This is a genomic window from Picosynechococcus sp. PCC 7002, from assembly GCF_963860125.1.
GTDB lineage: Bacteria > Cyanobacteriota > Cyanobacteriia > Cyanobacteriales > MRBY01 > MRBY01.
In genome coordinates, this window is the sequence record NZ_CAWLFA010000001.1 from 1,558,624 (window position 1) to 1,578,341 (window position 19,718).

Genomic DNA, 19,718 nt, shown 5'->3' on the forward strand with positions numbered 1-19,718 from the left:
GACTACTCTTGAATTTTTAAGACGGTCACTAAATTCAGGGCCTGAAGCTGGGAATAAATGAGCAGATTGGAGATGAGAGACGTGACAATGACGATCAAAGCCGTCAGCCCATAGATACCGGAATTTAGGGTTAACGGTAGACGATAAAGCTCCGTATTGTAAGCTTGCACCAACAGCCAGAGCAGCAGTACCCCCAGCCCCAAACCCAAGGGAATGGCGATGAATGTGAGCAGAGTTTGTTCCCCTAGGAGGATAAAAGCAATTTCGGTTTGGGTAAATCCCATCACCCTCAGAGTGGCTAACTCGTGGCTTCTTTCGGACAGGGCAAGGCGCGCTGAATTGTAAACCACACTGAAAGTGATAATGCAGGCAAAGAGGACAATAATGCCGGTCATAATCTGGAGGCTTTCGCCGCTAATGGCTTGGAAACTTTCTAACAGAGCTTCCCGAAACGCAATTCCTTCAATGGCTGGTAATTGTTTTAGGGCTTGGTAAAGTTGTTCTTTTACTTGGGAGTCAATGAGAACATAGGCTCCGGAAATGACCTGGCCTTCACCCAGCATTTGATTCAGCGCTGCTAAATTCATGTAGGCCGATAGACCAATCGGTTCATCCACTAAGCCCATCACCCAGGTTTCTGTTTGTTGGCGTTTCCCCTCAAGGACTTCGACTCCGAGGCGATCGCCGGGTTGAATATGAAGGATTTCCCCCAACTTTGTGCCCAAGACCAGACCTGCTGGTGGTAAAGATACAGGTTGCAGTTGACGGTTAACGAGTTGTCGTAATTCCCCTTGGGGTTCGAGGCCGGTAATCGCCAGGCGATATTGATAGTGGCCGTGGCGTAACCGCACTGGCACCGACCGAAAAACCTCTGTCTTGAGAATGCCTGGGAGGTGGCGCAGGTGATAGCGGCTGCGATAGGGCAACAGTTGATTAAACGTTAAGGTCATGTCTTCGCGCTGCACGGTTTGGAATTGGATATCCATTAAAGCCGTCATGGATCCTTGCAGGCCAAACCCCGTTAGTAAAATAGCCACAGCCACGGCAATGCCGAGGATCGATAAGCTAGCACGGAGGGGACGACGTTCGAGATTGCGGAGAATAATCCGTCCGGCCGGCGAAAAAAACTGTTGTAAGCCCAATCTTTCGACTATGGTGGCGCGAAATGTCACGGGTTGTTTGGGTCGCATGCCCTCGGCTGGGGGCAAGAGAATCGCTTCCCGTACCGCCATCAATCCGCCAATACAGGCCGCACCGCCACTAATAAGCAAGGCGGTGATGATAAGCAGGGCACTGGCTTCGTAGCGCAGGAAGGGAAAATGGAAAAAGTCTGCATACAGTTGGGTTAAACCTTGTCCGAGCCAAAGCCCGCAGGACAACCCCAAGACAGCACCACCACTAAAAACCAGCAACATGAATTTGAGGTAATGCCAGCCCACTTGGACATTGGTATAGCCAAAGGCCTTGAGCACGGCAATTTGTCCCCTTTGGATGGCAATCAGACGGGAGATTAAAATATGCAGCAAAAAAGCGGCGATCGCCAAAAAGATTGTCGGTAGGATCGTGGCAGAGACTTCTAAACTCTGAATCTCGTCGCTCACAATCCGGTGAGAAAATTGATCACGGCGACCGTAGGCCCCCAAGCCGCCATAGCCTTCGAGGAGGTGATCTAACTGGGTAATCACGGCCCGTTCATTGGCTCCAGGGGTCAACGTGAGCACCACACTATTAAAAGCACCATCAAGGCCAAAGGCGTGACTTAAGGCGGTTTCGTTGGCCCAGAGAATGCCAAAACGTTTGTCGTCTGGGTAAATATTCCCCCCGGAAACCGCATAGATATATTCAGGGCTGAGGGCAATGCCCGTGACCCGGAGGTTTTGCCAGCGACCATTGAGAATTGCCCCCAGGCGATCGCCCACTTGGATCTGATTGGCGATCGCAAAGGCTTCACTGATGAGCACTTCCTCAGGCTGCTGGGGATCGGGAAAGGTGCCTGGACTGCGCAAAAACAAACCATTGAGCATCCCCTCGCGTCTAGGAGGCAGGGAAATTAACCGGGCTGTAGCCGGTTCTAAGAGTCCTGGTACATTGAGGGTGACATCGGCAACAATCCGGGTTTGTACTTCCTGAACTGCGTTGATGGCGGCAATTTGTGATTGTAAGCTTTGGGGCGCGCGCTTCAGTTCCGCAAACACTTCGCCAAACCGATAGCGTTCATAGTAGGCCGTCTGGGTCAGCACCAGGGAATGGTAAGCACTGAGCATCATCACAAAACAAGCAATGCCACAGGCCACCACGAGGGCGATCGCCAAAAGTTGACCCCACTGGGCCTGTAGGTCTCGCCATAACTTTCGATCCAGCGGTGCAACCATCCCTACCACTCCAAAAGCAATGGTGATTGTTTAATCGCGTTCGTTTCGATGGCGACAATTTCCCCACTACGCATCCGCAAGACCCGGTCGGCCATGGCCGCAATCCCGGCATTATGGGTAATTACGGCGACGGTGGTGCCCAGGTCTCGATTAATCTGTTCAAGCACCTGCAGCACCCGTTTCCCGGTTTGAAAATCTAAGGCTCCCGTCGGTTCATCGCAGAGCAAAACCTCCGGTTGTTTGGCGATCGCCCGGGCGATCGCGACCCGTTGTTGCTCGCCCCCCGATAGTTGAGCCGGGAAATGATCGAGGCGATTCTCTAAACCCACTAAGGTCAAAGCCTCCGTTGGTGCCATGGCATGGGCCACCAGATCCGTTACGAGGGCCACGTTTTCGGCGGCGGTCAGACTTGGGATCAAATTATAAAATTGGAACACAAAGCCCACATGGTTGCGGCGGTAACGGGTGAGTTGCGCTTCATTAGCGGTGGTGAGACTTTTGCCCCGAAAAAAAATTTCGCCCGTACTCGGAATATCTAAACCCCCCAAAATATTTAGCAAGGTTGATTTGCCGCTCCCCGAAGCGCCCAACAGCACGACAAATTCCCCCTCGTATAATTCTAAATCGATATTTTTTAGGGCTTGTACGGCCACATCGCCGATGTAATAGGTCTTGGAAAGGTGTTGGATCCAAAAAAGAACAATGGGTGAGTCGGTCATAATTATTGCCCCCCTAGTTTGTCGGCGCTGCACGGTCTGCTTGGGGCTGTACTCGACGCCCAGTTTGAATATCTCCAGAGGGATAAAGGATCACTTGATCATTGGCAGCTAAACCGCTTTTGACTTGGGCATTTTGTTCCGTTTTGTGGCCAATCTCCACCGCCACCGCTTGGGCCTGTCCCGCTTCCATGAGAAACACACACCATTGCTCATCGCAGCGAAATAGGGCGCTAAGGGGCACCTGCAATACATCTTCGGCTTGCCAAACCACGATCTGGGTTTCGACCCGATATTGATCGCCCAGGTTGGCGGGAATGTCATCGAGGCTAACCACCACATTCACCCGTTGTTCTTCGACGCCGAGGGCCGACACTTTTGTAAAAGCCGCTGGTTCAAGGCGTTTCACTTGGCCCGTCAAAGGGCGATCGCCACCCCATTGGTTGATGATGACGGGATTTCCGGGTTGAATCTGAGTCGCTTCACTGGAGAGCACATCCACCATCACTGCTAAATTTTGTAGATCTCCAAGCTCTAGCAGGGGCTGTCCCGCTTCCAGATATTGGTAATTTTTTTGATAGAGACGCAGCACTTGGCCACTGATGGGCGCTTTGATCGCGGTGCGTTGGACTTGGTCGGTGCGGTTGGCAAGCTCTGCCTCTAAACTGCGAATTTGGGCATCATAAACTTCGAGCAAATAATCAGGATCCTGTTGGGTGGCCCGCAGTTCATCCCGTGCGGCGATCGCCTCTTGCAGATTCGCCTGGGCTTGGTTCAGTCTTTGTTGCGCCACTTCTAAATTTTGGGCGATCGCCTTCGTATTCAGTGCCAATGTTTCCAGCGCTTGTTTCGAGATGGCCCCATTGCGGTAGAGAAATTCTCCCCGTTGTTGTTCCTGTTGCGCTTGGATGAAACGAATTCTCAATTCCGTGGCGATCGCCTGATCCCCTGCAATTTCCGCTTCAACCGCCTTGATCTTGGCTTCTGCTTGGGTCAAACTCTCTGTCTTTGGTCGGAGGGTGGCAACGCCTGTTTTTTCGGCTTGGAGGGCGTTGATTTGGGCCAAGATTGCCGACACATCATTATCAAATTCGAGGGGATCAATCTGGGCGATTACTTGATCCTGACTCACCGGATCACCGACTTCAAGATCCAGTCGGGGCACATAACCTGCAACGGAGGTAGACACCAGGTAGCGATCCTCAAGGTAGGTCTGTCCTTCCTCAATGACCATCACTTGCAAAGGCCCCGGTTTAATGGTCACGACTTCTACCGGAATCGGTTTTGGGCGGAAGAGGACAACACAAATTCCAGCAACGGCGATGATCCCCAAACCATACAGCCATGGTTTGAGCTGAAGGTCTAAAACTTTTGAGGATACGACGGCGTTTGTGGCCACGACGCAATGAAACCGATGGAGTCAGGTTATAAGTCTGGGAGCCTACTTCCATGGTAGCCATTGCCACTTACCTCAGCCTGGTATGGTAATGTTTCGCTAAATCATACTGCGATCAATTATTTGGCGATCGCCTGATTCTGAGCCGGATTCTCTTTGCAAAACCTGAGGACGACAATCATTGCTGTTCCCTAGCAAAACCCTATTGGCTTTAATTTAAAATTATCAACACAAATTAATATTTATTGACCAAAAAATTAAACCCTAAAGTAAAGTCTAAAACATTACCTATGGCCCTGAAATTACTTTGATACAATGAGAATAAGGAAAGATCTAGAAAAAAAGCAACAATTCAATTGTTAAAGTCGCAACGAATTTAGCCAGTAGTCAAATAGATCGACTATTCCTAAAAAAAGCCTTTTTCTAAATCTCAAAGCAATGTCCCCATTCTCAACACAGGGGGAAGGCAAATGAAGATTCAACAGGTTGCTAATTTTAGTAGTCGGACTGTTTTTCTCGGAGCCCTACTGATGTTCCAAGGGGCGACCCTCACCGCAGCCAACCCCTTCGATAATCTCGAAAATCGCTGTTTTGAGGAAGTTTGTGACCAGTACAACTGTCGCCTTGTGGAAGTTCCCTGTAGTCAGTCCAGTTCCCAAAATACGTCCCAGGAAGATGGCGGTGATGTGGCCCTTTCCTGTGGGAACTATGGTTTACCGTTTCAGGGGCCTTTAGAATGGACGCCTTACCAAGAAGCTCTCAATGATGGTCCCCAAAACCCTGGGCCTGTGTATGTCATTTTTTCAATGATCACCTCAGAAATGCGGCCTAACTGGACTCAAAATAATGGGATCTGGGAAGTTACTGGCCCCTTTGATCTCAGGGCGGGCAAGGGTTATCTGCTAGAATTTGGCCCCCAAACGCGCCAAGTGCGGATGATTGAAGGCCCGCTGCCCTACTATGTCGAAGGAACCGCCAGTTGGGTACAGGTGCGAAACACCGACACGTTCCGCAACAGCTACGCCTATTGCATCGTTTCAGCAAATAAATATAACAGCGCCACCCAGTCATCTACACCGAGCCAGACCCAAACAGGCGCAAATTCAAGGCAATGGCGAGGCACCTTAACGAGGAATAGTCGGGTTTTTGATGATGGGACATTTTACAATGCGCATCTATTTACGGGGCAAGCCGGAGATACGATTCAAATTACCCTTGAAACCCAAGCTTTTGATGGATTGTTAATTTTGGTTGATCCCCAAGGAGAAGCAATCGCACAAATTGATGACAACTGGAAAGGCGAGAAGGAAACATTAGTCATTAAACTACCTGATACGGGGGAATATACCATCGTTGTTAATAGCTATGAAGCCGGCGAAACAGGGGACTATCTTCTCAGTCTCAATCAAAATAATTCCGCTGCCCAAGCACCAACAGCGCCCCCAGAAGTGGCCCTTCAAGAAGTAACTCTTTTTGATAACAATAATATTTATGGTGTTCGTAATAGTCCAAGTAGTGCCACACAGTTTTCTTTACCGAATGCGGCACGGTTGACTTATTTCATGAACTACCATTGGAACGATGCCCGGGGTCAAGCTCCTGGAACAATGTGGCTGACCCATCAGGAAGGCACCACCTATGGCCCCTGGCAAGCGACGACCCAACCGGGTCAAGGGGGCGTGCCCAATGCCTATTGGATTGTGCGCCCGAATGCCACCTTAAAAGCAGGCAACTATACCATTGGCGACAGTCATCCGAGCAGTTGGGCGAATAATCAACAATCGGGATTTAAGGGTATGTCTCTGCTCAAAGGCATTTCGCTCGGTAGTGCCAATGGTTCTACTGGGAATGCTGGGAACGGCACAATCGATTGCAGTCAATTGGAAGGACTAGACCGCATTTTATGCGAACATGACCCACGGAATTGACCATCGTCGTTAGTCTGGGATCGTCAATGGACAGTTGATCAGCGTCTCAGAAGTCTCCCATAATTGCTTGGCGATCGCCTCGTCTTTGGCTTGGTCTGATTTCTCAACGCGTCCTGGTTTGCCGGACATCTCCCCAAAGCCTTGGGGGCCAAAATAGTCGCCTCCGGTTGCCGCTGGGTCGAGGGCGGCCATCAGGGTGGGTAATGCGCCTTGTGCGACGGAATTTGCGAAAAAAGGCACAAAAATCAAACGGATCAGGCCCGCTAAAAATGCCGGAATGTAGCGGCCAAGTTCCGTGGGGGCGATGCCTGGGTGAGCCGCCACCGAGAGAATGTTCTTATTTTTTGCTGCTAGCCGCCGTTGCAACTCCACCGCAAACAGTAAGCAAGCCAACTTGCTCTGGCCATAGGCCGCCGTCGCCGAATAGTTTTGCTCGGACTGTAGATCTTGAAAATTAATTTTGCCGAATTTATGGGCGTTGCTACTGAGCGAAACAACCCGTGATTCTGCGGTGTCGGGCATCAGATCAATTAAGAGCGCCGTTAAGAGGAAATGGCCTAAATAATTCACACAAAACTGACTTTCAAAACCATCTACCGTTTGGCTATAGGGAGGGAACATAATCCCCGCATTGTTGATGAGGAGATTTAAAGTTTGATGCCGTTGACGGTAGGCCGTAGCAAATTCTTTAACAGAGGCTAATTGACTCAGATCTAACGCCATTGTCTCCACGTTAGCGTCGGGGATCTGCTGACGGATCTCAGTTGCAGCCGCCGCGGCTTTGTCCATGTCCCGACAGGCCAAAATCACATGACAGCCTGTTTTTGCCAAACCGAGGGCTGTTTCAAAGCCAAGCCCTGTATTTGCGCCGGTAACGATGGCTTTTTTGCCTTGTTGTGAAGGCAGGCTATCGAGCTTAAAGGTCATTCAAAAATATCTCCATTAAATTTTGCTGGAACGGCACTGGTTCAAAGTCGATTGTAACGGGTTGAATTTCTGGGGGGTGGGCATCGAAACGGGTGTGGGGTGAAAAATCCACCAGGCGATCGCAGCTCATAATCCCCTGGTCGGCTGCCCTTAACACTGGGTCTGGGTGATAAGTCTGCAAAAAATCCATCAAGGTCGTTTCTAGCTCAGTCTGTAAAACCTCTTGGTGCCAGAGGGCGTGGTTCAAAAAAGGCACTAATAATGCCAGCAAATCCCGCGTGACCACCACGGCCATCTTGGTCTCATCCTTTAGGCAAGCAAAACTTTTGATCAATTGACCGTCTGTTCCTATTTCACAGCCCGTTTGACCCCGGTCCCACACCTGATCATCGATTAATAACGACCCACCACCAAAATCTTCCTCAAAGGGAAAATGGGTGTGGACACAGCCTACCGAATAGCCAGAAGATTCATTGCGGCCGAAGTAGGCAAAGCGATAACTACAAATATCTTCGATGAGCCATGTGTCCGGGTGTCTTTGGGTATGGGCCTTAGAAAAAGAGTCTTGCAGAGTATGGAGGGCAGCCCCAATAAATTTAAGGCCCGTCATTTTTCGATGTCGCTGGTCAAAACTGTCGGAGTCTGGCTGTGGGGACAATGGCCCGGCCATGGAAATAACGCCATGGATAATGATGTCTTTGATGAAATTATGGGATAACCCACAGGATTCATGGGCACTGACGGATTCTTCTTGGGCGTTCCCCAGATAATTGCGCGTGAAGTTTGTAATTTGGGAGCGATTGTCATCGTGGCGAATCATGCCCGCTAATAATTCATCCCGTTCCGCTTCAGATAGAACTTCCCAATCTTCTGGCCCGACTAAGATCTGCATCAACTGCTCGGCAAAGGGACGATCTAGCCCCGGAAAATCCACCAGGGTATTGCCATTAAATAAAGGATGGGCTTGACGATCAATGGAGCCGACGGGGGTGCCATAGAAGTTGCGCGTCAGGGGATCGGGGCTTGTTTGCAATTGTTCAAGGGCAAAAAGGGTGAGGTATTCGTGGCCGGGAATTAAGTGGGTCATAAAGGCTGCGGCTTTAGTCCCCTGGGCAAGCCAGACTAGCATCAGACCCCCAATGAATCGATTCAATAATTTCATTATCTCAAGCTATTTTTGCCCCTGGATGGAGAACTTATTCTTCATTTTCTACTAGGATACGCTCTGGCTCTCCTTTTACATGCACCCGAAAAACAATAGCTCGCCCACCTTCTGGGCCTCCTTGGGGAGCGTGCTGGGCATAGGGCGGGATCACATAGGTATCGCCTGCTACAAGAATTTGGTTGGGTTTTCCGGTTTCGATATGAATCACAGAGCCTTCGAGCAGATAGATAAATTCTTCACCGGGATGGTAATGGAGGGGCAAGCTTCTCCCCGGCGGAATAATCACGTCTGAGATAATCACTTCGAGGTTTTCTGCCATGCTCACCGGCGCCCGTAACATTGTATTTGGCCCCGGTGGTAAATCTATACCAGTGCTTTGTTGGGCAATCTCAGATGGATGGGAGAAATGTTCAGGGGGATGGGCTTTGACTAGAGCTTGCTGGGTGAGCACACTGGCGATCGCCAAGGCAAAACCGGCACAAACTTTTCCACGAATTGTCGCCATCGAATTTTTCTCCCAAGCATTAGGACTATGGCCAAAGGATAGAAGAAAAAACTTTTCCCAGTAGCAAACTGAAACAACAATTTAAAGTTGAGTTGCAAAGCGCCCAGAAACAGACGCCCCATTAGTTCTTTTCCTGTCGGTTATGATCGAAACAGACCCACACCAGATATCATCAAGCAGTTCTTTTCACTTGACGGCTCCCTTGAAGCCACTCGTCGCTGGGTCATACTGCATCGGGATTAATACGCCGCAACTAATCCCCAGTATTGACTGTTTTACAACTGAATAAAAAGAGGTAGCCTCTGATGAAAACACTCACTTTCTTAATGATTCCGGCAATGGCCTTGTCCTTAATGCCACAGTCCGTTTTAGCCTGGAACGCTTATCATCTCTATAACAAAGATGGGAGAGATATCTGGGCCATTGAATGCGCAGATGGCACACTCCACAGCTATGCAGGCAGCTCCAGTGGCCTCGGCACCGTGGGGCCAGCCCTTTGTGAGGATCATGGCGGCATTGCCAATCCTGGTGGTGACCCACAACCAGTCCCCGCAACAGTTCACGAAGTAGATTCTTCCTTGGGTGATCCAAAACCAGAACCGACTACCCCCAATTCTCGACCCCAAACCTTTGAGAATTGGAATTTCTAGACGTGAATTGTATCGGTCTGAAATAAGCGGCTTAGACCCGATACAATCCCCTCTCATTTGAAGTAAAAAATTATATTTTATACTTTTATCTTGATTAAAGTAATCAACAAAACTTATTCCTGAAGATTGTTTATCTCTTTTTGAATAATCAATAAGCTGTGTTGAAAAGATAAAAATGATTTTGGCTACAAAAAACTTACTCCAATTTGCAACAATTGGTAATATATGTGGTCTAAACGATAAAGAAGTGGTAAAAAGCGTAAGGAAATCCATAATTATGTATCCACAGCTCTTTATGGTTGCTGGTGGTCTGCTCTAGATCAAAAATGACAATTAAACAGTCAGTTGTGCCACTTTTAGTCACTTTTTACTTGGGATATTTAGGAACAAATCAAACCTTAAGTATCGCCGCAAATTTCCCCTTAGAGACAGACAGGCTATCTTATGAGAATGGACAGAGTGACCAAGACAACCTTCAAAAAAAACTATCTAGTTATGAAGCAATAAAAGTTATTGCACAATCCCCTTTAAACTCGGAATTATTTAATGATAGTCAAATCAGTCCAGAACAAATAGATCTCGAAGAGGGGATTCTACCAGAGTTTCCGATTCGCCAAGACTTAGAAGATCAAAATACAGAAGAATTAGAACAAGATTTTAAAGAAGCAGCAAGTGAATCTGAAAATCTTGATAGGAGAAAAGAATTAATCAGACGGTTTATGTTACGTTCTCTCGCGATTAGCTCACAGAGATATCCATTTCTCATCGATCCAACTGATAATATAACTTTTGAACCTCTGCAATTTAATCCTTTTGAGCTAGAAAGTTATGGTCAATTTGATCTTCAAATTGACAACAGTGATTTTGTAATTGATAAAATCACTTATGGTCTCTTTCCTAAGGAAAATCAGTTCTATTGGGTTCTCCCCAATAATAGAATTGTATTTGAAACCCAAGGTTGGGTTGGTGGTCTTCAGTATCAGGGACAAACCACAGATATCCGAGAAATACGTGACGCTCGTCAGGAAGTTTCATTTTGGGGATTACAGGCTGTTTGGAATATTCCGAGAATACGAGCTGATGGATCTAGCACGACGGATATTCTATCTATTGAAGAACTACGTCAGGCAGATATCATAACATTTGCTGGACAAGTCACTTCCAATGATGGTTTTCCCGGTCAAGTGATTATTAATAGCGGTATTGATCTTAATGATCCAAGCATTACTGATATTAGTGAGCTTTTAAATTCTCCACCAGGCTTAGGAGAAACATCAACCAATTCTACCCAGGGAGGTAAAAATCTTTTCGAAGGATTAGAAGATGACCGGACACCAGTTATTTTGCAGGCATTTCCCACTAGCGACTTAAGTAAGTTATTGGATAACAATGTTGATCTCCGTGAGGGAGAGTTTATTCCTAGGGAAAATTTAACGAATACGGGAATTGTTTTTGGAGATCTGACCAAAGGCGACAGAATTGAAATTGATCTTGATTTTACTTCAGTGCCAGGTGTTAAGTTTGCTCGTCCCTTTGATGACTTCAAAAACCTTGATCTTTTAAATGTTTTAGTCAACCCAGAGCTAACCGGAAAAGAATATGAACGACGTTATCTAAATTCACTACTCTGGAACGGGATTCGTCGTAGTCCCAGAATTGATAATGCTAGAGTCACTACAGAAACAACCAGTTGGTATCAAGGATATCTAAGCCGTCCTCACAAGCGCGCAGCCATTACGTACCATGCTGAGGAGCCTTCTGCTACTTTTACAGAAATTTTTGCTAACCCTGGCCTTGGTTTCACAGTAGGCAGTTGGGGAGATAAATTTGATGGGATTCAGTTTCTTAATATTACAACTGGTTTGCTTTTAGGCGGAATTTTTGAAGCAGTTGATGAGGATGGTGTTCAAGATTCATTAAATACAGCAAAAGAACTCTTCGAACAGGGTAAGCTCACTTCTGGTTTAAATACGAAAGCAACATCTCAAGAATTAAGAGAGCTTGGTTTACGTCTGGATAAAAGTCTTTTATATGCTGATTTTAATACTAATATCGCACAAACATCGGGAAGATTAACTTCTGATAGTTATATCACACCTAAAACATCAGAGTTATGGCAGCTTCGTACCGGATTGTTCCCGCGTCGTGTTCAAATAATCGAAGAACAACAACTAAGCTCAACTGCAGGACAACCTTTCTTTTCCACAGTTGATATTTCACAATTTGGGCAACTGACTTTTGTCAGTATTCCTTCTTCAGAAGATCGTCTATTTGAAACACCCGAAGAAACAGAAAATGTCGTTTTTTCACCTAACTTTTCTCCGGGATCGCCACGTACAACATTTGGCACAGAAGTTCTTTTGACAACACCTAGTGGACAACGTTTTGTACAGCGCTTTTCAACGGATTCCACTCAATTTAGTAGTTTGCCTAATTCGATTAAAAGCTCTGACATTGCGTTTGATCGGATTAATATTGCCCAAATTGATCAAGTTCAATCTCTTACTTCAATTTATGAAGGTATCGCTTATGTTCCAGCTATTGAGTTAGCGTACGCAGGTTCTTCTGATCTTTGGTATTACAATCTTAATGCAGGCATCTGGGCTACGTTTAATAGTCAAGTGGCTCCTGGTGTCACAGAAAAAGTTATTGATAATAACGAGCCAGCAATTGGTGCTTATTTAAAGGGTTTTGCAAACGCGATTCAAGAAATTCCTATTTTGAATGAAAATTCAATGGCCATGGGAGTTAGAACCTATGGCCCGACATTTCGTTTCAATACAGATACCCAAAGCCGGTTTAATTTGACCTTGGGTTACGAATATGGTGAACGCCGTCCTGGAATGGGTTGGACTCTGCGACCAACCTTATTTTATTCTCAAGGTACTAGTACTAATGAAGATGAAAACCTACGTAACTGGGTCGGACTGCTTGATGGACAAATTGGCCTACAGTCAGGTTTGAGTATTATTAACCGCTTAGAGTTTGGGGAACAGTTATTCACAAGTTTAACGGCACGCCAGCGGCTTAATCCCAATATTTCAGTTGGTATTTATACACAAAACTTTGATAATGAGATTTCTGGTTTAGGTCAGCGGACAGAAGGCAGTTCAATAGGATTAATCTTGCGCTATGACTCGATAAAAAGCCGCACATCTTTTTATGAAGGGCGAATTGGGACGAGTGATACTGGCTTTGATTTTGAATTTCGTAGCCGCTTTAGTTTTTAACCAAAGAAGAAAAGAGGAGAGATGATTTAGTCGTTATCTCTCCTTTGCAAATCAGGAATTAAGAATGAATAAAATTCTTTGAAAAGCTCGAATGACAGTGATTTTAAGGCACAGGTAGAAGACCTAGTGTAGAAGGATTAATGGTTGCTACACCGCCAGGGCCGAGGAGGGCATCGAGATCGGTATCAATAGTAGATAGACTATTAAGATATCCGCTTTCAGCCAAGGCTTGAAAAATCGCATTTTTGGTGTCGGTAGTAAGATTGGGATTATCGTAGACAGTCGCAATAACCTGTTCTAAAGAACCACCACCTAGGAGAACTTCACTAATAGAATACTGAAGGATAGCATCAACTAGAGGACCGAGATCGGTGTTATCTAAACCATTGGCAAGCACAACCGAAGAATTGCGTACATCTTGAGCTATGAATTCAAGATAACCAAGGGCGTCAGACAGAATAACAGTGGGGTCAAAGGAACCCGTTAGCTCAACATTAGCTGCGACAAAGCCTTCGTCGGTAACAGTCAGAGGAGCAACTGCTTCTACCTCAAAACAGACGGGATTTTCAGTGGGGGTTAGGGAAACTAAATCGCCAGCACAAATGGTATTACCGCTAGCTAGTGTCCAGTCAATGTTATCTAAATTCACACCACCATTAGCATCACTGTTGAGCTGTGCAATGATGTTTTGAATCGCACCAGCACCACCGACGAGAGTTAAGTTGTTTTGAGTAAGAAAGGAAGCTAAGCTCCCGATACCGTTAACTCCGTTACCGCCATTAACACCAGGTACATTGGGAGTTGTCCCGAGACCATCGTTGAGAAGAGAACCATATAAGGTGTTGCCAACAGTGAATAGTTGGCCAACATCGAGGGGACGATAGCCAATGCCAATTTCGGCAGAGTTGAAACGACTGCCGGGACTGTCTACTTCAACCGCATAGGCAGAAATCGCTTCGCCAGCAGAGGTAAAAGTGACAGAACCGGAAACAGTATCCGCAGTAGCAGGATTAATCGCCATCAGAGAAACAGCAGTCATGGTGGCTGTTCCACTTAAAAGCTTTACAGAAAGGTTTTTCATTGGAATAATCTTTTATCCATGATAATTAGGCAAACTCAAACTTATAGACGAACAAACAGAAATCCTGAGCTCTTAGAGCTAGATAATTGACTAAAAGTTAGAGTTTTCAGAATATTAACAAACTTTTTAGAAATACGAATAAAGAAAAATGTGAAGTTTCATTGAAATACTCGATACTCATATTCATTTTCTAAAAAGTCATAGGTTAGTGGCTTTAGCTGATTTTATTAGCCAAGAAATAAATTTTGTATTCATGTATGCTTTTATTGTTGTGTACTGTTACAGTGCTATTCTAAGTTTGTAGTGTTTTGATTATCTCGGCCTATTGGCATTTTGCATTAAAATCGCGGAGCCAAAGCTTGGTGGCTTGACCCACGGAACCTCGGGAAGCATCACGGGGAGGGTTAGCTGGTTGGCTAGGATCAGGATTGGCAAGGCTAGAAACGACATTGGCGATCGCCCAACCATTTTTCGTAGGGGTTAGAAACAACCAATAGTAGTTTTCAAAGCTGATTTTTTGACTGTTGTTGTATTGGGTTTCTAAGGTGGTGAAAAAAATCTGCTCTGTGGTGTCAGGAACCGTCGGCGTATATTGACGATTTTTGAGGGGCAGAGGAGTTAAATTTCCTGGACTGGCGATGACAATATAACTAAAACTATCTTCAGTGCGGTCTAAATTACGCGCCCGTTGGATGACCCGATTGCCGTAGCTGGGTAGATCTTCCAGGAGTTGGGGCACAATTTCTGTTAAGGGGGCGTTGCACTGGGGTTGGGCGATCGCCTTCGTGGAGCAGATCCCGAAACTGCCGCAAATTAATGTGGAATAAATGGCGAGGGAGCGATTGAACATCATATTTTTAGTAGTGCAAAGGCATTAACTCGGCAGTGAACCCAGGCAGAGCAGGGAGAAATATTTCATCTTCCCTGTCTGTTTAGTCTAACCTTCGGCTTGGTCGGCAGCCTCAGCCCAGGTTTGCGCCCAGGCGAGGATTTCTTGTACGGCTTTAGGATTGACCGCTTCACTATATAACCGCAGTACAGGCTCGGTACCACTGAAGCGAATCAGCAACCAACTTTGATCAGCAAGGCGGAATTTATAGCCATCTTTGGGGTCGCTGTGAATTACGTCATGGTTGGAGATCGCCTTGGGGGGATTTGTCGCGAGGATTTTTAATAGGCGATCGCGGCTGGAGAAATCCCGCAAATGTAAATCAATGCGGTCGTAGGCGCCATAAAAATTAGCTTTGCTTTGAAGACTCTGGTAAATCTCGCCGAGGTCTTGATCAAAAATGGCGATCGCCTCTAGGAGATACAATGCCGCCAGCAGCGCATCCCGTTCGGGAATGTGGTGGCCGTAGCCAATGCCGCCGGATTCTTCGCCACCAAGAAGCACCTGGGTCTGTTGCATTCGTTCGGCAATGTATTTGTAGCCGATGGGTGTTTCAAAGACTGGCAAACCGTAGTATTCGCTCAAACGGGGGATTAAATCAGAGCCGCTGACAGTTTTTACCACTTCCCCTTGATATTGGCGATTTTGGGACAAATGGGCCAGCAAAATCGGGATTAGCTTTTGGGAACTGAGAAACTCACCATCCCCAGCCACAGCAGCAATGCGATCGCCATCACCATCAAAGACAAATCCCACCTGAATTGCCTCTAAATCTTGATTATGGGCGGCGCGAATGGTGCGTTGCAGTTGAGACAAATGTTTTTCTAAAGGCTCTGGTGGGCGGCCGCCGAACAAAGGATCTGGTTCACAATGGATTTCTTGGATCGCCGCATTGAGCAGTTGGGTCAAACCGCCCGCCGCTGCGCCATACATTACATCGGCAAAGACCTGGAGACGACCAGCGGCGATCGCCTGGCGAATTTTTTCTAAATCAACCAGTTGCTGTAATCCGGCGCAATAGTCCTGCCAGGGATCAAAATAATCTAAACGGCCCGTCGTTGAATGTTGAGGATCAATCCCGGCTTCCAGTCGCGCTTCAATCTGAGCCGTAATTTCTTCGGAAACCGAGCCGCCGAAAGCCCCTTTCACTTTTAATCCTAAATAACCCGCTGGATTATGGCTGGCCGTTAAGGCGATCGCCCCCAGAGCCTTGTGGTGGTGGGCGGCATAGCTCAGGGCTGGGGTTGGCGCAAAACTATTGGCTAGAAGTACGTGAAATCCTTCCCCCTGGATCGCTTCGGCGGCAGCAAGGGCAAATTCATCTGCGAGAAACCGCCGGTCGTAGCCGACGATTATCGTGTTATCAATGGCTTGGTTTGCGAAATTTTCTTTTAAAACATGGGCTGTGGCGATCGCCACCCGTTGCACCCGTTCAAAGGTAAAATCCGCCGCAATAATGCCACGCCAACCGTCTGTGCCGAACCGAATCGGCTGTTGATTCCCAAACGCCAACACAATCTCTGCCTCAAAAACTTAAAAACGTCCTTTAGCAGTTTAATTGCTGGGGAAGTCTTGACCAACATAAACAGTGCGCGTTTGGCCTGCTCGCTCTAGGATGACTTGGTTGCTTTGGGCACCAATCAACTTCCAACTGCCACTGCCCAACTCTTCACCGAGACGGAACCGTTGGGTGGTGCCATTGATTTTGAATAAAGCTTCGGAGCGATCGCCCGCTTCTAAAACCCCCACGAGGCTATACATCGTCTTTGGCGCTGCGGGGGGCGCAGGTACATCGTTGACGGTTGGGGTCACCGCACGGGGTGCAGGGGGTGGCACGATCGCCAAGGGAGCTGAATTTTGCTTTGGTGGCGGTGGGGGGGCGATCGCCACGGGAGGTTCAACACTTGGCGGTGGTGGTAAGAGAGCCAGACCTTGGGATAAGTTTGCGCTGCCATTGGTGCCCGCATTCGGTGGATAGACCGGAATATAAATGCGTTCAATGACCTGTGGCCCGGAATTCGCCTCTGATGCTGGTGCTTCTGTATCCGCTTGGCGGTCAATATTGTCGAGCGCTCGCTGAATATAGTTCGCAAATTCTGTTCCCGGCTCTGGGTTTTCTGGGGGGACTGTCTCCGTCGCCGGAGGGGTAGAACGACTGAGGAATTGCGGCATTTTTAACTGATCATTCGCCGCTAACCACAGAATACCGCCCACCAAAGAAGCACAGGAGCAGATAAATAGAAGTCGCTCTGTGTAATAGCCCCAGCCCCGTTTGACCACCAGTTCTGCGTCGATCTCCTCTGGTGGAAAAGGGGGTTCCTCTGGCGGAGGCCCCATGAGATCTCCCTGGGTGACTAAGACTGATTGCATCGGTCTGACTTCCGGTTCTGGCGATCGCCTAAAAGATTGGGGCGGCTGGCGATCGCCTAAGAGCTGATCGATATCCGCAAACACATCATCCATGAGACGGTTAGCCTCTGCTTCAGCAGACCAAGAATCAGATTCTAGGGAATCCAAGGAAGTTGTGCGCAGTTCGTTCATATCACCAAGAGGGGGGCAGAAAAATTGCTTTTAATTGTAATCAGGATCTCGCCACCTAACCGTGCCGAAATTAGCGATCAGCCCATGGTGCAGCGTCGAGATGAGTGCCACATGCTCAAGATGTGGAAATATCTCTACAATCCTAATGCCCTTTGGCCAGGACGCAACCCCAAGCTTGCTTTTTTTCACAATTAGTAGCTGTAGGCCGTCGGCGGCAACAAAAGACAATCCCGAAAGAAGCCGCTGATCTGGTTCAGAACGCGCCACAGTGAGGAGATAAATTTCAAAAAAACCCTTCTCCCATTAAACTGTTTATGTTTTGTTTCTGAGGGAAAAAAGTCACATGGAGCATCGTGGCGTCACAGTTTGGTTCACCGGTCTGAGTGGTGCAGGGAAAACCACCATTAGCCATGCCCTAGCGGAACGTTTAAAAGCGGCTGGCTGTAAGTTAGAAATCCTGGATGGCGACATTGTCCGGACAAATCTCACCAAGGGCCTAGGCTTTAGCAAAGAAGACCGCGATGAAAATATTCGTCGGATTGGCTTTGTTTCCCATCTGCTCACCCGCAACGGCGTGATTGTCTTTGTTTCTGCTATTTCTCCTTACCGGGAAATTCGCGAAGAAGTGCGGCAACGAATTGGTGATTTCGTCGAGATTTTCGTCAATGCCCCCCTCGAAGAATGTGAACGGCGGGACGTTAAAGGTCTTTATCAACGGGCAAGAGCAGGTGAAATTAAAGGTTTTACCGGGATTGATGATCCCTATGAAGCTCCCACGAATCCTGAAGTGGAGTGCCGCACTGACCTCGAAGAACTCGAAGAAAGCATCGAAAAAGTGATGAAGAAGCTCACCGAACTGGGTTACATTACCCCCTAATTTCTAATTGCAGTCTCAATTGCATAATCTATAAAGTGCAGTCCAGGATGATGCTTGGCTGCATTTTTTTGTATTTTGTGGCTAGTGCAGTTGCGATCGCCCCCATTCGATCGCTTCGGCTTTGGTGTGAATTTTTCCTTCGACATGGGCCACTTGAATTTCGGTGAGTAAATGACCGATTTGGGGACTGGGGGAAAGGTGCAACTCATGGATGAGATCCTTCCCTGATAAAAGCGAAACCGGATGGGCGACGGGATCATGGGCGGTGAAATACCGTTGCAGTAATGGTGCTAACGAGGCACTGCTGAGGCCAAAACTCCGGGCAACCAGGGCAAGGATCGGAAAAGTGCCCTTAACCGTTTGGAAGAAAAAATATTGTTCTCGCAGGCTCAGGGGTTGCGCTTGGCTGGCCAACAGTTGGGGGAGCATCTCGATGACGGTGCTGACGGTGCGCAGTTCGTACCGGGGATATTTCAAGCGGGCGATCGCCTGTTGGGCTTTTTCTGGATCGCTGCCCACCAAACAGGCCAATTTCCCTAGGGCGAGCCAAGCTGTCTCCGTGGCAAATTCGGGGTAGACTGCGGCGAATTCTTGACCAATGGCCGTTAACCGTTGCATGCGGTCTAAGCTCGTCTGATCCGCTGCGGGCAACCAATGGGCCAACAAGCCATCCTGAAAGGCCAACTCTAGCCAGCGATCGCCTTGTGGGTGGTGCAACAAATAGTTCAACTCATGCTGAATTCTTTCGGCTGCAATATTTTTAATCAAAGGGGCCAACTCGCGAATTTGTGCCCTGGTAGCCGCATCTAAGGTAAAGCCCAACTGCGCCGCCTGGCGATAGGCCCGCAACAACCGCAGGGGGTCGTCGGCCAAATTTTCCGGTGTCACCATCCGCAACACCTTATTTTCCAAATCAGCGAGGCCATTGAGGGGATCGACTAAGCAATCAGAACGGATATGGTAGGCGATCGCATTCACACAATAATCCCGCCGCCGCAAATCCCGCTCTAGGCTGTCTCCTTCCTGTTGGGCAAAATCCAACGTCCCCTGCCGGAAGACCACCCGGGCAATTTGGCGCATCTCATCGAGTACCACAAAACCCGCTTGATATTTTTTTGCAATGGCACGGGCCGTTTCCACTGCCTTTTTGGGGACGACGAAATCAAAATCAATATAATCACTCTGGCGCTGCAAGAGGGCATCCCGCACGGCACCACCCACCAAGCAAGCCTCCGCTGGCAATTCCGCCACAGAAAATGGCAAAAGACGTAAAAATTCAGCTAAACGCTCCTTGGGAGAGTCCAAAACCATCAATGATGAAACCCGATTAGAATAAGCACGATTAATGAGAATATCATTCCCCCTCCGATTATGGGCAGGGAAATTCAAAAGCGCAAAAACACAGGCTAAAATAGGGTCTGCTGTTTGAGGGCACCGACCA

16 protein-coding genes are annotated in these 19,718 nt (G+C 47.7%); 4 read left to right on the forward strand and 12 right to left on the reverse strand.

Translation table 11 applies throughout. From position 1 onward, the window contains the following. Positions 1–2: 2 nt before the first annotated feature. The 3 genes from AACQ84_RS07550 to AACQ84_RS07560 are packed head-to-tail and all read right to left on the reverse strand — an operon-like array spanning position 3 to position 4,487. Entirely contained in the window at positions 3–2,372 is a 2,370-nt protein-coding gene (locus AACQ84_RS07550) for an ABC transporter permease (protein WP_012307095.1), read from the reverse strand. A 2-nt stretch (positions 2,373–2,374) separates the two neighbouring features. Continuing rightward, positions 2,375–3,091, reverse strand: coding sequence for an ABC transporter ATP-binding protein (locus tag AACQ84_RS07555; protein ID WP_012307096.1), 717 nt, complete (start codon positions 3,089–3,091; stop codon positions 2,375–2,377). Between the two features lie 13 nt (positions 3,092–3,104). Then, the gene (locus AACQ84_RS07560; RefSeq protein WP_012307097.1) at positions 3,105–4,487 is read right to left on the reverse strand and encodes an efflux RND transporter periplasmic adaptor subunit; all 1,383 of its coding nucleotides are present in this window, start codon (positions 4,485–4,487) and stop codon (positions 3,105–3,107) included. A 467-nt stretch (positions 4,488–4,954) separates the two neighbouring features. On the opposite strand from AACQ84_RS07560, the gene AACQ84_RS07565 reads away from it, so the two are divergent. After that, positions 4,955–6,412 (forward strand): PPC domain-containing protein, encoded by a 1,458-nt coding sequence (locus AACQ84_RS07565; RefSeq protein WP_012307098.1) that lies wholly within the window; start codon positions 4,955–4,957, stop codon positions 6,410–6,412. A gap of 9 nt (positions 6,413–6,421) precedes the next feature. Here the strand turns inward: AACQ84_RS07565 and AACQ84_RS07570 are convergent, their stop codons facing one another. The 3 genes from AACQ84_RS07570 to AACQ84_RS07580 all read right to left on the reverse strand — a co-directional run bounded on the left by AACQ84_RS07570 (position 6,422) and on the right by AACQ84_RS07580 (position 9,009). Beyond that, entirely contained in the window at positions 6,422–7,339 is a 918-nt protein-coding gene (locus tag AACQ84_RS07570) for an oxidoreductase (RefSeq protein WP_012307099.1), read from the reverse strand. Next, the gene (locus AACQ84_RS07575) at positions 7,329–8,468 is read right to left on the reverse strand and encodes a hypothetical protein (protein ID WP_200807219.1); all 1,140 of its coding nucleotides are present in this window, start codon (positions 8,466–8,468) and stop codon (positions 7,329–7,331) included. The genes AACQ84_RS07570 and AACQ84_RS07575 overlap by 11 nt, the downstream gene beginning before the upstream one ends. 67 nt (positions 8,469–8,535) lie before the next feature. Continuing rightward, complete coding sequence (locus AACQ84_RS07580) at positions 8,536–9,009, reverse strand: cupin domain-containing protein (protein ID WP_012307101.1); 474 nt, start codon at positions 9,007–9,009, stop codon at positions 8,536–8,538. Positions 9,010–9,314: 305 nt separating this feature from the next. On the opposite strand from AACQ84_RS07580, the gene AACQ84_RS07585 reads away from it, so the two are divergent. Both AACQ84_RS07585 and AACQ84_RS07590 read left to right on the forward strand, forming a co-directional pair. After that, complete coding sequence (locus AACQ84_RS07585; protein WP_012307102.1) at positions 9,315–9,659, forward strand: hypothetical protein; 345 nt, start codon at positions 9,315–9,317, stop codon at positions 9,657–9,659. Between the two features lie 326 nt (positions 9,660–9,985). Continuing rightward, positions 9,986–12,889, forward strand: a complete 2,904-nt coding sequence (locus tag AACQ84_RS07590; RefSeq protein WP_041443490.1) for a hypothetical protein — start codon at positions 9,986–9,988, stop codon at positions 12,887–12,889. A 103-nt stretch (positions 12,890–12,992) separates the two neighbouring features. Here the strand turns inward: AACQ84_RS07590 and AACQ84_RS07595 are convergent, their stop codons facing one another. The 5 genes from AACQ84_RS07595 to AACQ84_RS07615 form a co-directional block, all read right to left on the reverse strand. Next, positions 12,993–13,928, reverse strand: a complete 936-nt coding sequence (locus AACQ84_RS07595) for a hypothetical protein (RefSeq protein ID WP_041443491.1) — start codon at positions 13,926–13,928, stop codon at positions 12,993–12,995. 364 nt (positions 13,929–14,292) lie between these two features. After that, on the reverse strand, positions 14,293–14,823 hold the full coding sequence (locus AACQ84_RS07600) for a hypothetical protein (RefSeq protein ID WP_012307105.1): 531 nt from the start codon (positions 14,821–14,823) through the stop codon (positions 14,293–14,295). A gap of 84 nt (positions 14,824–14,907) precedes the next feature. Continuing rightward, on the reverse strand, positions 14,908–16,371 hold the full coding sequence (locus AACQ84_RS07605; protein WP_041443851.1) for a phosphoglucomutase/phosphomannomutase family protein: 1,464 nt from the start codon (positions 16,369–16,371) through the stop codon (positions 14,908–14,910). A 42-nt stretch (positions 16,372–16,413) separates the two neighbouring features. Continuing rightward, complete coding sequence (locus tag AACQ84_RS07610) at positions 16,414–17,400, reverse strand: hypothetical protein (RefSeq protein ID WP_012307107.1); 987 nt, start codon at positions 17,398–17,400, stop codon at positions 16,414–16,416. A 30-nt stretch (positions 17,401–17,430) separates the two neighbouring features. After that, on the reverse strand, positions 17,431–17,667 hold the full coding sequence (locus AACQ84_RS07615; RefSeq protein ID WP_041443493.1) for a hypothetical protein: 237 nt from the start codon (positions 17,665–17,667) through the stop codon (positions 17,431–17,433). 76 nt (positions 17,668–17,743) lie between these two features. Between AACQ84_RS07615 and cysC the strand changes: the two genes are divergently transcribed. Further along, a complete protein-coding gene (gene cysC, locus AACQ84_RS07620; RefSeq protein ID WP_012307108.1) occupies positions 17,744–18,277 on the forward strand; it encodes an adenylyl-sulfate kinase in 534 nt (177 codons plus the stop codon). 81 nt (positions 18,278–18,358) lie between these two features. Here the strand turns inward: cysC and AACQ84_RS07625 are convergent, their stop codons facing one another. After that, on the reverse strand, positions 18,359–19,588 hold the full coding sequence (locus AACQ84_RS07625) for a CCA tRNA nucleotidyltransferase (RefSeq protein WP_041443494.1): 1,230 nt from the start codon (positions 19,586–19,588) through the stop codon (positions 18,359–18,361). Between the last annotated feature and the right edge of the window lie 130 nt (positions 19,589–19,718).